18 protein-coding genes are annotated in these 13,327 nt (G+C 53.2%); 2 read left to right on the top strand and 16 right to left on the bottom strand.

Annotated elements, in window-relative coordinates; translation table 11 throughout:
• Positions 1-292: 292 nt before the first annotated feature.
• The 5 genes from LKE88_RS12855 to LKE88_RS12835 all read right to left on the bottom strand — a co-directional run bounded on the left by LKE88_RS12855 (position 293) and on the right by LKE88_RS12835 (position 2,262).
• Positions 293-496, bottom strand: coding sequence for a hypothetical protein (locus LKE88_RS12855; RefSeq protein ID WP_276803851.1), 204 nt, complete (start codon positions 494-496; stop codon positions 293-295).
• A gap of 131 nt (positions 497-627) precedes the next feature.
• On the bottom strand, positions 628-1,086 hold the full coding sequence (locus LKE88_RS12850; protein WP_276803850.1) for a peptidase M24: 459 nt from the start codon (positions 1,084-1,086) through the stop codon (positions 628-630).
• Between the two features lie 12 nt (positions 1,087-1,098).
• On the bottom strand, positions 1,099-1,695 hold the full coding sequence (locus tag LKE88_RS12845; RefSeq protein WP_276803848.1) for a peptidoglycan recognition protein family protein: 597 nt from the start codon (positions 1,693-1,695) through the stop codon (positions 1,099-1,101).
• Complete coding sequence (locus LKE88_RS12840) at positions 1,655-2,008, bottom strand: hypothetical protein (RefSeq protein WP_276802412.1); 354 nt, start codon at positions 2,006-2,008, stop codon at positions 1,655-1,657. The genes LKE88_RS12845 and LKE88_RS12840 overlap by 41 nt, the downstream gene beginning before the upstream one ends.
• A complete protein-coding gene (locus tag LKE88_RS12835) occupies positions 1,981-2,262 on the bottom strand; it encodes a hypothetical protein (protein WP_026385459.1) in 282 nt (93 codons plus the stop codon). Before LKE88_RS12835 ends, LKE88_RS12840 begins: the two co-directional genes overlap by 28 nt.
• 56 nt (positions 2,263-2,318) lie before the next feature.
• Here LKE88_RS12835 and LKE88_RS12830 point away from each other — a divergent pair, with 56 nt between their 5' ends.
• Both LKE88_RS12830 and LKE88_RS12825 read left to right on the top strand, forming a co-directional pair.
• Complete coding sequence (locus LKE88_RS12830) at positions 2,319-3,287, top strand: tyrosine-type recombinase/integrase (RefSeq protein WP_276802410.1); 969 nt, start codon at positions 2,319-2,321, stop codon at positions 3,285-3,287.
• Between the two features lie 311 nt (positions 3,288-3,598).
• Positions 3,599-3,844, top strand: coding sequence for a hypothetical protein (locus LKE88_RS12825; protein ID WP_276803847.1), 246 nt, complete (start codon positions 3,599-3,601; stop codon positions 3,842-3,844).
• Here the strand turns inward: LKE88_RS12825 and LKE88_RS12820 are convergent.
• The 11 genes from LKE88_RS12820 to LKE88_RS12770 all read right to left on the bottom strand — a co-directional run bounded on the left by LKE88_RS12820 (position 3,841) and on the right by LKE88_RS12770 (position 13,227).
• A complete protein-coding gene (locus tag LKE88_RS12820) occupies positions 3,841-4,491 on the bottom strand; it encodes a phage baseplate protein (RefSeq protein ID WP_276803845.1) in 651 nt (216 codons plus the stop codon). The genes LKE88_RS12825 and LKE88_RS12820 overlap by 4 nt on opposite strands.
• Entirely contained in the window at positions 4,488-4,619 is a 132-nt protein-coding gene (locus LKE88_RS12815) for a hypothetical protein (protein ID WP_276802404.1), read from the bottom strand. The genes LKE88_RS12820 and LKE88_RS12815 overlap by 4 nt, the downstream gene beginning before the upstream one ends.
• The gene (locus LKE88_RS12810; protein WP_276802402.1) at positions 4,594-5,061 is read right to left on the bottom strand and encodes a hypothetical protein; all 468 of its coding nucleotides are present in this window, start codon (positions 5,059-5,061) and stop codon (positions 4,594-4,596) included. The genes LKE88_RS12815 and LKE88_RS12810 overlap by 26 nt, the downstream gene beginning before the upstream one ends.
• Positions 5,062-5,333: 272 nt before the next feature.
• The gene (locus tag LKE88_RS12805) at positions 5,334-6,536 is read right to left on the bottom strand and encodes a phage baseplate protein (RefSeq protein WP_276803844.1); all 1,203 of its coding nucleotides are present in this window, start codon (positions 6,534-6,536) and stop codon (positions 5,334-5,336) included.
• A gap of 16 nt (positions 6,537-6,552) precedes the next feature.
• Positions 6,553-7,326: a putative phage tail protein gene (locus LKE88_RS12800; protein ID WP_276803842.1), complete on the bottom strand. Its 774-nt coding sequence runs from the start codon at positions 7,324-7,326 to the stop codon at positions 6,553-6,555.
• Positions 7,319-8,359 (bottom strand): baseplate J/gp47 family protein, encoded by a 1,041-nt coding sequence (locus LKE88_RS12795; protein WP_276803840.1) that lies wholly within the window; start codon positions 8,357-8,359, stop codon positions 7,319-7,321. The genes LKE88_RS12800 and LKE88_RS12795 overlap by 8 nt, the downstream gene beginning before the upstream one ends.
• A 2-nt stretch (positions 8,360-8,361) precedes the next feature.
• Entirely contained in the window at positions 8,362-8,820 is a 459-nt protein-coding gene (locus LKE88_RS12790) for a DUF2634 domain-containing protein (RefSeq protein ID WP_026385467.1), read from the bottom strand.
• Positions 8,820-9,245, bottom strand: coding sequence for a DUF2577 domain-containing protein (locus tag LKE88_RS12785; protein WP_026385468.1), 426 nt, complete (start codon positions 9,243-9,245; stop codon positions 8,820-8,822). Before LKE88_RS12785 ends, LKE88_RS12790 begins: the two co-directional genes overlap by 1 nt.
• 10 nt (positions 9,246-9,255) lie before the next feature.
• Positions 9,256-10,647, bottom strand: a complete 1,392-nt coding sequence (locus tag LKE88_RS12780; protein WP_276803837.1) for an XkdQ/YqbQ family protein — start codon at positions 10,645-10,647, stop codon at positions 9,256-9,258.
• On the bottom strand, positions 10,631-11,356 hold the full coding sequence (locus LKE88_RS12775) for a hypothetical protein (protein WP_276803836.1): 726 nt from the start codon (positions 11,354-11,356) through the stop codon (positions 10,631-10,633). Before LKE88_RS12775 ends, LKE88_RS12780 begins: the two co-directional genes overlap by 17 nt.
• A complete protein-coding gene (locus LKE88_RS12770; protein WP_276803926.1) occupies positions 11,356-13,227 on the bottom strand; it encodes a phage tail tape measure protein in 1,872 nt (623 codons plus the stop codon). Before LKE88_RS12770 ends, LKE88_RS12775 begins: the two co-directional genes overlap by 1 nt.
• Positions 13,228-13,327 lie beyond the last annotated feature (100 nt).

Below are 13,327 nucleotides of genomic sequence, written 5' to 3'. Positions count from 1 at the left end.
GGACACGGACCCGCCAGCGGTAACGGCTTCATTATTAGTGATAGAATTGGCAGCGGAAAGGATAATGTCCCCGGTGGTGGATAGGGTGACGGTTGTGTTATTTTCTCCTAGTATGCCCGTACAGCCTCGTTATTTCCTATGATTCTCTGGAACCGCATAAAACCTAGTTGTTTAAATTAATCACGAGTTTGCCATTTTCCGTAAGACACGGTATTTCACGGCGAATTTTTGCCGTATTTTTGCCGTTTTGGGGTCAGGAAGATCCCCGCACCGCAAGGCACGGGGATAGAAATTACTGGAAGTCGGCAACGGCATCGAGGTATTGGGCTACTTCTTCCAGATGTTTTGCACGGTCAGTAAGGTATAGAGCCTCGAATCGCAGGATTTCCTCCTGTTCTTCTTTGGTTTTGGCCTTCGCATAGTCGTTGGCAAAGGCTTCCATGACCTTTGCTGTGTTGTGCAGGTTGTCGACGAGTTGACTTTGGATTTTCTTCATGCTTATCATCCTCCTTCACTAGTAATAGGACAGTAGGATGATAGTTAAGTACTACTTTCCCAATTTTTTCTATGCTTTAAACAAAAAAGTACCCGTAAAGCCAGGCGTTTCCTGACTCTACGGGTTTTTCTTCATTTCGCTGCCCAGGCAAGTAAGAGCCCTGCGGCTACCGCTTCCCACGTATTGCGTTGCGCCTTAATGCGCAGCCTGGTCCGCTTTTCCTCTCTGGCGTACTCTTTCAAGGATTCGTTGGCTTGAGTCAATAAGGCTTCCTGCCTGGTCGATTTGGCCTGCAGCTCTGTCAGCTGACTCTGTAATGTCCTGGACAATTCCTCTGCTTTCGTCAATTTCACTTGTAATTCTGCCGCTTTGATCTGCTGCCCGCTGCAGGCCGTCCGTAATGCTTCGTTGATTGTCTTCAGCTCGGTTAAGTTGGTCTGTAACTGTGTCAGCTCCGTTTCCGTGATCGTATACGTCGGTTCGGCCGGCGTTGCGGAGGCCGCAAGCGTAACCTGTGCCGAAGCACACAGCAGCAAGCAGAGCAATAAGAGCCCAATGAGGGATACGGTCAATCTGCGTCTTGATTCCATTGAGTCTCCCCCTTATTTTCTCCATTCGTTCCTGTACCAATTTGCCTTCCCCCTCAACACGTTGCCGCCGGTATGGGGATCATTGTAGTCGGTAGTCCACTCTGGGCTCTCATCGGTGCCCAGGTACTGGAGATCCCACCGCTCGCAGGTGGTCTGGGGCCCGTACTCGTCACCCACGGGCAGCAGACCGTCGACGTTGTCCGCTGCCTCCGCATGGGTCAGCACCCGGTCCCGGTCAATGGTCAGCCACAGGGTCTTGGCCAGGACGGCCACCACCTGGGCCATAGTTTCAATCTGGGCCACCGTGGGCGGGTAGCCCCCCAAGTCGTCCGTAGTAGCCCCGTAGGCACAGCACAAGGCAACGCCGATAGCAGCGGTGTTTCGTTGCCAAGTATGGGCCAGGGTTTCGCCGAGGTCGTCCGTACTTGCCCAAAGGCTTCCATCTTCATCGATATTGATATGGTAGTCGTTAAACTTCTGGTCATACCGCCCCGCCGTCCAGTGCAGATATACCTTGACGTCACGGTCCATGTTCCGGGCATCCTTCCAGAGCTGAGCACGTGCAGCCTCAGCCATCGTCTGGATGTCTTCCAGCGTTACTTTTTTCATCAGATTTTTCCTCCTTTTCGTCCAGATCCGGGATCCCATCGCCGTTGGAGTCGGTCACCCGGGGCACGATGTTAAGCAGCCCGGAGACAACGGCTGGCCCCAGGACCTGATTCCCAATACGTAAAGCGGCGTCGATCATCTTAAAAAGCCATTCCTCGTGGAGACCTGTTACTAGGGCGAATACCCACAGAAAAAGGGACAGCGTAAAAGGCGCCAGCCCAATGAAAACGATAAAACGAAAAAGCCATACGGATTGAATCGTAAAGCGCAGCTGTTTCAGGCTCTTCAATTTACGAGAGATTTGTTCAAGCATTTTTTCTGTTGTTCCTCCAGGTCGTCAATCCTGTGAGTGTTACTTTTCCCCCTGGCTTCAATTGCTTCCAGCCGGATTTCAATCTGTTCCCGCCTGGCACGCTCCTTGCTGAGTGTTTCATCCAACTTGTCCAGGCTTTGTACCACCCGGTCCAGCAGGACCTTGAGTGGGCTAATGATCACGTGGATTACCCACACGAGGGCTCCGCCCAGGAGAGTCAGTACAGCTACAATGTCACCTAGTGATACATCCATAAGCCGCCTCCTTTTCGGTATAATGCTCCCTATATGAGATATAAGGAGATGTTTTCATGAGATTACCAAATGGTTATGGTTCCGTTTATAAGCTGTCAGGGCATCGGAGGCGACCGTACGTCGTCAAAAAGACCATCGATGGACGGCAGCGTGCCCTGGGATATTTTGAGTCGTATCAAGCTGCGTTTGAATTTCTCGTTGAGATTAATCACTGCACACCCACCCATCAAGTCACGTTTTCCGCCGTCTATGCCGCATGGAGTCAAAGGCATTTTCCGGATGTATCCCTGTCCAGCCGTCAGGCCTACTCCATCAGCTACAGGCATCTGAGTCCGCTCCATGCCATGCCTTTCGGCTCCATCTCCTATTCGGATTTACAGTCAGCCATTGACGCTGTCCCTGCTGGGTATTGCACCCGTAAGAAATGCCGCGTCCTGCTCTCACAGCTGTACAAGTACGCCATCAAAAATGGCATCGTCGACGCAGATTTGAGTCCCTACGTCGAATTGCCTAAGCATGTGCCAGTGTTTAAGAAAAAGCCTTTTACTGCCCGACAAATTGGCAAGCTCTGGCGCTCAACCGACGTCGACGGCGTTGTGGATGTCCTCATCCTCATCTATACAGGGATGCGCGTCGGTGAGTATCTCGCGCTGACTCCTGCCGACATCAAGCCGCGTCAGCGATACATCGACATCAAACACAGCAAAACGGCGGCAGGCATCCGCAAAATCCCCATCCATCACAAAATCTTACCGTACCTCATCGAGCGGAAAGCAAGCGGCCAGATTTGTCCTTGTGCGACTTATGACAGCTTCCGCCGTCTCTGGGATAGAGCCATGAACGCCGTAAAGATGAAACACACGCCGCATGAATGCCGCCATACGCTGGCTACCTTGCTTGACCGGGCAGAGGTCAACGAAACCACCATCCGGATGATATTGGGGCATGCCAGGCCTGGAATCACCAAAGGAGTCTACACGCATAAGACTCTGGCGGACCTGAGAAAGGCCATAGACCGTGTTTAATGCGTGAGTAACCCGGGCTAATAATATAGGTAGGAAACCGCTTTGGGATTAGCTGTGGCTGTGTGCTTAATACGGTTTTAACTGTCACTTGTCAAGGGGATAAAGTGAGATGAAATTGACATAAAATTGCTTTCTCAGGTATCCACCGATGAACTACCAGTCCCGTTGAATCGCATCAGATACAATGACGATTCGAAGTTTCACCCGATCTGGGAAGCTGACCCCAACCTGGAAAGCGTAATCGCAAATCGGAATTTGACCACAGCATCAGTGGCCCATGAAAACCTGCCTCCCTGTACAGCCGCTTATGCTTGGAAAAGAACGGCTTGACCACCGATGAGTTGCCCCAATTTACGCCAGCGTTTGATGGTGGTGGGACTGCACTTGTGGCCAATAATACAAAGCATACAGACACTACGGACGGTTTTACTAAAGGGTTGCTGTGGGGTAACACACCCAAAACACTAATTGCCCCTTTTAGCTCTATCGGTAATAATGTTCCTCACAACAACGTTCAGCCTTCTATCTGTGCCTACTGCTGGAAACGCACGGCCTAGGCGGTCCTGCGCCAGCCGTAGGAGGCAATCACGGGAGGGATGTTGTTGTGGGGTTGGTCGCCGCCAGTATTATCTATATTAAGGCTATGCTGATGATTTCCGGCTGTACTAGTAGTTCTATCGGTACTGCCAATACAATAGCCATCATAACTGTTCCCGTTTATTTTCCCGAAGCCATTAAAGGTTGTAACAGTATGGGAATGATCACCATTTGTGCTGGTTGATCCTGAATGCCCATGGGAGGCCTGTTCCTCGGTGGTGAGCTGATGCTTTCTCTCACCATATTTTTGACCTGCTGTATAGGTAAAACTCCCGAAAGAGTCGCTCCCGGAACCCTGTGCAATTAGTGTGTAACCGGGCGGCAGGGCTTCCCACGTGCCGCCAAACAGCGTGGCCGGGCTGGTGCTGTCGTTGCTCCAGTAGTAGGACCCAACGGGGTGGGCGTCCAGTTTGGCTTGTTTGTAGATTTCATCTTTCGCAGTCTTTATGGCATCAGCAACAATCGCCTGTACCCATGCCGTAGTTGGCACCTGGCCGCTGTTCTCCCCGCTGGCCGGGTCAGACGAGTAAATGGCGCCCCATTTAGCCGTAGAGGTGCCCAGGGAGCCTTCCCCATCGCCGTTCGGTACGATTGCTCTCGTTGTCATTTTGACTCACCTTCCTTCTTATCTTCAGCGGCCTTTTCTGGCTTGTAAGCGATGCAGGCCGGGTTGACGCACTTTCCATCCACCAGCTTATGGGCGCAATACTCACAGCGTTTCGGAATTTTGAACATTTTCAACCGCCTCCTTGTATGCTTTTTGCAGGTCAGAAAAGTCCGCCCGGATGCTCTCCTGGGCCGCAGTGTCCCCGGTCAAGAGGGCCACAGCCACGGAGTCAGTCAGCTCTTTGACAGCGCTGTCGTAGTCGGCTTTAAGGCTGGCTTTCTGCTCCTCTTGTCGCTCTTCTTCCGTCGGTTCAGTCGGTGGCACGTAGGTACGTTTAGTCTGGGTATCCAGCAGGTCCTGGATGCGGTCACAGTAGCCGCTGTAGGTGCCGTTGGGATAAGCTCGGAAATCGCCGTCTACAACACAGCACTCCTGGTCGTCGTCGTAGACTACTGATTCCGGGACGGATACTGCCCCGGCGTCGAGCAAAAAATTGTCGACGGTATCCGTATAGGTCCTGGAACCGTCGATGATCAAAACATTGTTTTTTAAAATCTGAAAAACACTCATTGGATCAGTCCTTTCTCTGCTGATGAGATGCCCAGTCATAATCACCTTGCCAGCTGTAGCACCAACGGCAATCACTATCATGGCTATAGCCGAACGACTACGGCGAATCCGGATAATGCGGCAACAGGTTCTAGTGCTGGGCACTGGGAAACCGTGGACACAGCCGCTGCAGGGAACCACTCTCATACAATCACAATCGCTTCTACAGGCGGCAACGGATTTCATGAAAACAGGCAACCGTACGTCGTGGTAAGCTTTTGGAGACGCACGGCCTAGGCGTTCCTGCGCCAGAAAGACACCACTTGATAAGGCATACGGTTTTCATGCAGGCCGTTTCCGCCGGTGCTGCCCATCGTTCCGGTTGGCGTAATTCCCTGGCTAAAGCTCAGCTCATCACGATACCAGGAACCAGCAGAAGAAGGCTCTACTGCGTTGCCAGAGTTGTGTTCTTTTCTAGTTACAACAGTGTTGCTCCCAGCGATTACGTTGGCGGCATCTTTAGATTGGGAGCGGATGGAGAAGCTGAACGAAATATTTTTAGTACCAAAGGCAAAGCTGTGGCTATGCGACGGCATCTCATCAGCAGTGAGTTGGTGTTTTACTTCGCCGCCGGTGGACCCGTTGGTGTAGGTGTAGGTCGTGCCATTTTCTACGTAGTTTCCGGCGCCCATCAGCACCCGGCCTGCAGCGTAGCGCTCCCACGTAGTGCCTGCCCACATCTGGTTCGGGTTCTGGTTGCCGGTAGTCGTATATACGCTGCCCACCGGATAGATGATGTCGATGATATCCTTGACGGACCGCTGCTTGACCTGCTTCCAGGAGCCGTCTGCGCCCAGATAATAGTTATCCTGCATGCCTTTTTTAGGCTGAGGAACAAACCCTCGGACGCCGTCGGACGTGATTGTGCAGCCGACCACATCGGAGTGGGCGTTTTTATCTGTCAGATGGGCGTTAAAGTCGGACCTACTGACGTTGTCTTCCTCGTTGATATAGACCGCAATGTTGGTGGCATTGGATACGGTAAAATAGGCACCCATCTGCAGGTCGTCCGTGGGCGTATCTTTGGACGGCAGCCAGTCTTCTTTCCCGGCGTCCGCATAAAAATAGCCGAAGAGCAAATTCTCTCCGGCATAACCATTCCAGCCGCTGTCCTGGTAATAGTTTGATTCGACGTGGGCAATCACGCCGACTTCCGACAATTTAAAGCCCGTTGTCACAGTGCTGTTGCTGTATTTGCCCAGAATGCGATAGCGGGCTTCGCTGACGTCTGCATTGGTGACCACTCCGATATCGGAGATGGACGCCTCGATGCGCTTGCTGACCACAGCGGTCAGGGACGCCATCTTGCTGGCATCCGTGGGTCTGCTATCCCCGATATCCATGCGGTCGAACACCAGGGGCTTCTGCATGGCGCTGGCCAGGGCTATTAGCTTCATTCCGTCATTGGTGACGGTAATATTATGGAATTCAGCCATTGTCTCACTCCTTTTTCTAGCTAATCGTTTTAATGTTCCCATCTTCGCTGACGTAGAAAATCCCGTCTGTGGCTCCGATGGGAGCGGATGAACAGGGGCTGATGGTCGTAGGCGTGGAATCCAGAACGGGGTTTGTCTTGACTCCATCCGGGGTTGTCTGGATTTGCCCATCCCCGTTGACGTAGTCGATGGATTGGTCCAGCCGGAGCACGCTCTGACCGGTCAGCTTGTCACCTTTCAGCCTGCCCATCTCCATGATCGTCCGGGCCGGACGGAGCACAGCCCCGATGTACTGGCTGCCGTTGACGTAGGTCTGATAGATGTATCGCCAGCCGATATGCGCTGGCATAAACGTCCGGATGGCCTTGTCCATCTCCTCAAAAGACAGCACGCCGCCGTTGGGCAGGTAGATATCAACGCTGTACTGGTCTGGATGGTCTACAACACGGCTGGATTTATCGGATGTGAAACTGTTGATGGTCCGTTCCAGGAATTCCTTGGTTACGGTCTGCGTGCCGTTCATCTTTGCGATGATTGCCGCCCGTCTCACTGTGTAGGACAGCTTTTCGTCCGTGGGAATTCCCAAAAAGGTTTCCCAGTCAGACAGGCCCCATGTGGCCTCATTCACGTAGAACTGCTTCCAGGCGTCGATGATGTCCAGCCAGATGCGCTTATGCTCCTCGCTCTGGGTATCCAGCCAGGCCTTGAAGGTGGGGTCGTTGATGAGAAACAGCGGGAGGTACCGGCTCACCTCCGGATCACTGTCCCTGAGCAATTTAAAGTTAGGCATTCAGCACCACCTCCACGACGCTCGGGATTTTGTCAGTATCTACACCGATATTGGCTGTGGCTCCATTGATGGTCAAATTATCGTAGTCTTCCACCTTGGTGGTGGCGGCGTTGTCGATGATGAGCTGGCCCACCTTGGCATAGCTGACCTTCTTCTCCGTGTATTGGCGGCTCAGGAAATAAGCATTCAGCACCTTCTTGATGGCCTCTGCGTCCCCGCCGCCCTTCGTAGGCGTGAGCGCAATGGTCAGGCCCAGGACGGACGGAGCGATAACGGACACGTCAGCCCCGATGGGGTGCATACTTTCCACTTTTTCTGTCACCCTGGACAAAAGGTCCGGGCTGGCCGGTTGGCCGTTAGAGTCAGTCACCAGCAGCTTCACAGTCCCATTGCCGTTCCAAAGAGGGACAACCGTGATGTGCCCCACGCCTTCCACGCTGGTTCCCCACTCGATGTAGTCGTTTATGTTGCCAGAGGTAGCCGGTTGGCGCACCTTAAACAGCAGCCGTTCCCGGAGCTCATCGTCCGTTTCTTCGTCAAATCCATCGTATGTGGCTTTGGCATTGGTTACCCGGGTGATGCCGGGGATGCTCATGGGGATGATCGTAATGGCCCCGGCGGCCGTGTTGCCTTTGGCACCATACTCCACAGCTTTCACGGGGATGTCTGCCATGGTGGTGACCTTGACGGTCTCCGTGGCCGTAAATTCCGTGCCGTCCTGGGTCTGGAACAGTGCACCCTGGGAGACAGTACCCGTGCCGGTCACAGTGACAGTTCCGATGGCCTGGACAGCTGCCCGTCTAAAGACGCCATGTTCTTCAGCGATGTTTTCCAGATAGTCTCCCCAGCTGGTCTGGGCAAATCCTGCCTGGTTCACCAGGGAGAGCTCTGCATAAGTTTTCTCAAATTCCACGCTGGTAGCATTAATGACGTCCCTGCCGAAGCTGCCTTCGATGGTGCTGTTTGGGTTCATGGCGGAAAGGTCCGCCGCCATGCGTTTCTGGATTTCGTCCTTGCTTTGTGTTTCAAACAATCCTATTCACCTCCTACTGTGATGGACGTACTGCCGTAGACGCTTGTCAGATTGACAGTCAGCGTCAGGTTTTCTCCATCCCTGACGGTTGTCTCGATGGCGTCCACGCTCTTGATGTATGGATTCACCAGGAGCCCATCTTTGATGTATCTCTTGATTTCCGTGGCGCTGATTTCGGAGTTGGACCTTGTGCCGATGAAACGTTCCAGTTCTGTACCATAGTTACCTTCGGCGTTGTAGTCGCCGTGGAGATAGGCCATGTAGCGATAGCGCTCCGTCTTCAGGGCTTTGTAGATCCAGACCTTCAAAGCCTCGTTCCCTGTGACCGTTTTCAAGCGGCCATCATTGTCGTGAACGAAGGTATCATGGGTAAAGTCCCATGCCAGTTCCTGGAGCTCCGGCAGGTTCGCCGTGTAGCTTTTGGCGGTCTGGGTGATAGGCCCGGCGATGAAAGGGTTCATTAAAATGCACCTCGATTCGGACGGACGATTTTGTCCAGGATAATGTATGTCTGGCTGGTGCCATCTTCGGATTCACACGGCATGATGGCAACCTTGTCACCAGGCTTCAGTGTATCCGTTGTAATCCAGGATTCCGAGTAGTAGTGATTGACTGTGTGGGCATGGCTTGCATATTGAGCGTCACCAGATCCTCCTGCTGCGTTTTCTGTGATTGTTTTTATATTCCCTTCTGCCGATCTCTTATATTGGGTCAGAAGATATTCACTTATATAACATTCGGCAGCTTCCAGAATGATGCTCTTGTATCTCACCTTGATGTTGGGCGGTGGCTCCAGGATGGTCCCGATCTGGATAACCGGGCTCTGGTTATTTCTCCCCACGCCGTTCATGATTCCAAGGAGCTCACTGTATGGGTTTTTCTTCATTGTGGCCTCCCTACATTCTCGACGTCTTGATGATTTTGCTCGGGGTCAAGTCGCCCATTTCGTTATAATCCGATCCATGGATGACCATATCCTGGCTGCTGCTGTTTCCAATGTAGCCGCCCTGGCCATCGTAAATGACCACATGGTCATTGTCTCCATAAACGATAACGTCGCCTTTTTCCAGCTGTGATGCGTCAAAATCGATTACTTGATCACCAGCATCGGCGCACAGCGTATCCACGTTGACAACCCCCGCTTGCTGCTCCTGTGCCAGGAACGGGCTGTAATAGCTGCCGACTTTCGTTGCTGCTTCCACACATCCTTCCGTTCCGTTATCCATGGTGGTTCCCAGCCAGGCATCAGCCCCCGTGTCTAATCCATCCGCATTTACAGTCGTACCACCAGTGCTTCCTTCTGTGGTGATCTCTAGACTTGCTTTCGGATCCAGATAACGCAGCGTCAGCTTCATCATGTGCCGATTACTCTCGATGGTATGGGAGTCAGACACGATCAGAAAGGTGCCTTTGAGCTGCTCTTCCTGGATTTCAACCGCATATCCGGCGATGCACTGGATGTTACCCAGGGCTTCTACTTCGCTATGCTCAGACACACTCTTGAGCATTGCTTTGGCGCTGGCCTGGGTGTCCTGTTTGTTGTCCACCTTATAAACGCCCTGGATAGTGCCGTAGGCTTTGACGTCATTGGAGTTGGTCACAGCTCCGATCACATGGCCGTCCTTGTCAGTGATTTCTACCCGGTTCACCATGTCCTCGATGCTGGCGCTGTGGCTGGCTGTAGTGAGGTTGGTCATATCGGTGATGGCATAGCCCTGGATGATTGTGTCAGCTCTGACGACGTTCAGCTTGTCCTGGGCATCCAGATAGATGTGATAGCTTTTTCCGGATTTTTTCCGTCCCTGTTCCAGGGCCTTCTTGATGATTTCAGTCCCGGTCATTCCATCGGCCACAAAGTCGACGGTATAGGTCAAATCATCGGCCACACGGCCCAGGGTCAGGCCAGCCTTGCTGGCCACCGTGGAAAGGACGTCCTTCACAGGCGCTTTTGAAAATTTCAGCGTGTATTTGGACTTCGCCAGATAAATCAGTTTATCGTAGGCAACAAATTCCATTTCATAAGAGCTGGATTCCCGGCTCTGCATGAAGATTTTCCCGTGGAAAAGGTCAAACTGCCCGCCTGCTGTAGGGTCGATACAGTAAAGCATAATCTCGTCCCCCAGGTTAATAGCTGGGTTCATCCAAGCATTATCTTTTGTCGTGTAGGCGATCTTAAAGTTAAGCTTCCGGCCTGCCTGTTCCAGGTCCCCGGACCACTCATAGGAAATGATCCAGGGAGTCAGGTCCACACCGGTGGTTACGTCGAGGAGATTAAATGATTCGGTCATTGACCATCACCCCCGATGCGGCCACCTTGATCAGATCACCCGGCTTCACGCCGCCTTTTTTACAGGCTCTCATGGCCGCTTCGATACAGCCCATGGGAGACGTCGTGCCGAATCTTACAGCACTGCCGATAGCCCGTCCAATATTCCCGGCCATATCTGTGCCGCTGGTTGCGGTCGTGCCGATGATACCACCAGTGCCCACCATGGTGTCGGGACGGGATTTGAGACCGGTCAGCCCGTTGATTTTGTCATTTGAAATCCCGGCGATGTAGCGATACTCACGGAAGGAGATGCTGAAATAGATGTCATGGGTTCCATCTTTGTATCCGTATTTCAGAGATTCGATTAGGAACGGCAGGTCGATGGGGCTGTCCGGCACAGTCAGCTGTACTACCTGGGCAGTTGACCGCCAGTTTTCCAGCTTATAAACATAGTCTTCCGGGCTTTCCGGGATAACATCCACGAAGCTGTAGTTCTGAGCCGGGAAAATCCCATCCAGGCTGATCTCATGGAGTCCCGTCTTGCCTGGCATGTTGTAGTCGCCATCAGCATTGATGGTCACAGTGCCGTTGTTCTGGGAGACGCTCGTTTCCACCGTTTCCGGCATGATCGGGAGCGTCATGGAGTCTCCATTGGCGCTCAGAATCACAGAGTTGACGTTCCCGGAAATGAGTCCGGCTATAAGCCCGCTCCAAAATTCATTCGCCATTAGATCGCCCCCTCCATGCGGTTGATGCTGAACTGCTTCAACTTAAATACAAGTTTTTCCATGATTCGGTCGACGTCTGCATCTTCCCGGACCACAATCTGATCAGCCAGCTTCGGGATGGTGATGCTCATGCCGCCTTTCCCGCTACCTTCTTTTCGGCCTCTCGCATATTCCTGCTTCAGGCTCTCAGAATGAGGAATAATTCGAGTGCCGGTGGGCAGGTCCATAATTTCGGGCCCTTGCTCGTGAATAAAAGTAGTTCCACCAGGAAGGCCCATAGTTCCGGTAGCGTGTCCTCCTAGGCTGAAGCTCGGCAGATGAATGCTGGACACGGCGCTCTTGATGCTCTCCACTTTGTCCAGGATCCAATCCAGCGCCCTGTGGGCTATCGTGGAGATCCCGTCAAAAGCCCCTTCGAAGATGGCTTTCATGGTGTTCCACCCATTGGTCCACATGGGGATCAGCGTCCCCGTGATCCAGTCAATCAGGGCGCTCAGTTTGCTCATAACGTTGGACACAACGCTGGTGACGACGGCATAGACCTGCGGGAAATTCTCCTTGACGTAGCTGACGATTTCATCCCAGTGGTTGTAGACAACAACAAGCAGCATCACCAGGGCTGTCAGGGCGAAGAAAACCGGGTTTGCGGCGACGGCAGCAGCGATACCACTCATGGCCGTTTTTACGATTCCAGCCATGCGCAGGAAGCCTCCGCCTACGAGACGAAGGGCGCCGGGAATGACCCGAAAGCCTTTCCCGATGAGGGAAGCAGCTCTCTGGATGTTTTTAAATGTCCGGGGCAGCCGGCTGATGAAGATGCTGAACCGCCCCAGTGCACTGATGGCCTTGCCGGTGGTCAGGGTAATTGCGCCGAAGGCAGCCACGGCCTGGATGGCGTGGACAACGAAGGTCTTCTGTCCGTCGCTGAGCCCGTTCCACCAGCCGGCGAAGGCTTTTACAGCCTGGGCTGTAGCCATGACGACGGGAGCGACAACACCACGGAGATCCATGAGGGCGTTCTTCATCTGGTTCATTGCGATCTTGTTTTTCTCCGCCGGGGTCAGCATCTTGTTGAATGCCAGCTCTGTAGCGCCCATAGAGTTACCCATGGCCGCCTGTGCATCTTTCAGCTGCCCCAAATCTTTGGTTAGGACTTTGAAAGCATTGGCCGCTTCGACACGTCCGAACAGGTGCTGGATGGCCGTCTGATCATCGCCGACTTTCGCTTTGACTTCTTCCAGGAATTTAATCCATCCGACTTGTCCCAGGTGTTCCGGCGTGAAGTCAATCCCCAGGGCTGCGGCTGTTTTAACCGTTTGCTGACTCTGTTTGGACACGGCGCTCAGGATGCCCTGGAAGCCAGTGAATGCCTCGGACGTCTGTACGCCGTTTTTAGTCAGGATGGCCATGCTGGCGAACAAATCGTCTGTGCTGACTTTGGCCAGGCTGGCTGCCGTGGCCACGGAACCAATGCCCTGAGCCAGGTCGCCGAAGGTGGTTTTGCCCAGGTTCTGCGTCATTAGCATCTGATCCGTGATTTTCCCGGCGTTTTCAGCACTCAGGCCGTAGGAGTTGAGCACTGTCGTCAGTCCGTCAATAGCCGTCGTCGTGTCGGTGAAGCCAGCCTTTGCGGCAATGGCTGCTGTCCGAACGAAGTCGGTCACGTGGGCCGTGTCAACGGAAGCGGAAATTGCCTGATATTCAGCTTCAGCCAGTTCGGTCACGCTCATGCCGGTTTCATCGGAGATCTGGCGAATCCCATTGGACAGTTGCTGAAGGCTGACTACGTTTGTATCCACCAGCGTGCTGACTTTAGCCATGCCACGTTCGAAGTCGCTGTGGAGCTTCAACCCGGCAGCGGCGGCAGCCATAATGGGCGCCATGGCCGTTGAAACCGTCGCTCCGACAGAAGACATTGTTCCGCCGATGCTCTTCAAATTCCTGCCGAATCGGTTTGTCATCTTTTCCGAC

Source organism: Acidaminococcus hominis, assembly GCF_022484025.1.
Taxonomy (GTDB): domain Bacteria; phylum Bacillota; class Negativicutes; order Acidaminococcales; family Acidaminococcaceae; genus Acidaminococcus; species Acidaminococcus hominis.
This window is presented reverse-complemented; position numbering and strand designations above follow the sequence as displayed.

Excerpts from the sequence above, each read along its gene's own strand:
- LKE88_RS12855 (WP_276803851.1), bottom strand. The coding sequence starts at position 496 with ATGAAGAAAATCCAAAGTCAACTCGTCGACAACCTGCACAACACAGCA.
- LKE88_RS12850 (WP_276803850.1), bottom strand. The coding sequence starts at position 1,086 with ATGGAATCAAGACGCAGATTGACCGTATCCCTCATTGGGCTCTTATTG.
- LKE88_RS12845 (WP_276803848.1), bottom strand. The coding sequence starts at position 1,695 with ATGAAAAAAGTAACGCTGGAAGACATCCAGACGATGGCTGAGGCTGCA.
- LKE88_RS12840 (WP_276802412.1), bottom strand. The coding sequence starts at position 2,008 with ATGCTTGAACAAATCTCTCGTAAATTGAAGAGCCTGAAACAGCTGCGC.
- LKE88_RS12835 (WP_026385459.1), bottom strand. The coding sequence starts at position 2,262 with ATGGATGTATCACTAGGTGACATTGTAGCTGTACTGACTCTCCTGGGC.
- LKE88_RS12830 (WP_276802410.1), top strand. The coding sequence starts at position 2,319 with ATGAGATTACCAAATGGTTATGGTTCCGTTTATAAGCTGTCAGGGCAT.
- LKE88_RS12820 (WP_276803845.1), bottom strand. The coding sequence starts at position 4,491 with ATGACAACGAGAGCAATCGTACCGAACGGCGATGGGGAAGGCTCCCTG.
- LKE88_RS12815 (WP_276802404.1), bottom strand. The coding sequence starts at position 4,619 with ATGTTCAAAATTCCGAAACGCTGTGAGTATTGCGCCCATAAGCTGGTG.
- LKE88_RS12810 (WP_276802402.1), bottom strand. The coding sequence starts at position 5,061 with ATGAGTGTTTTTCAGATTTTAAAAAACAATGTTTTGATCATCGACGGT.
- LKE88_RS12805 (WP_276803844.1), bottom strand. The coding sequence starts at position 6,536 with ATGGCTGAATTCCATAATATTACCGTCACCAATGACGGAATGAAGCTA.
- LKE88_RS12800 (WP_276803842.1), bottom strand. The coding sequence starts at position 7,326 with ATGCCTAACTTTAAATTGCTCAGGGACAGTGATCCGGAGGTGAGCCGG.
- LKE88_RS12790 (WP_026385467.1), bottom strand. The coding sequence starts at position 8,820 with ATGAACCCTTTCATCGCCGGGCCTATCACCCAGACCGCCAAAAGCTAC.
- LKE88_RS12785 (WP_026385468.1), bottom strand. The coding sequence starts at position 9,245 with ATGAAGAAAAACCCATACAGTGAGCTCCTTGGAATCATGAACGGCGTG.
- LKE88_RS12780 (WP_276803837.1), bottom strand. The coding sequence starts at position 10,647 with ATGACCGAATCATTTAATCTCCTCGACGTAACCACCGGTGTGGACCTG.
- LKE88_RS12775 (WP_276803836.1), bottom strand. The coding sequence starts at position 11,356 with ATGGCGAATGAATTTTGGAGCGGGCTTATAGCCGGACTCATTTCCGGG.
- LKE88_RS12770 (WP_276803926.1), bottom strand. The coding sequence starts at position 13,227 with ATGGCTGCCGCCGCTGCCGGGTTGAAGCTCCACAGCGACTTCGAACGT.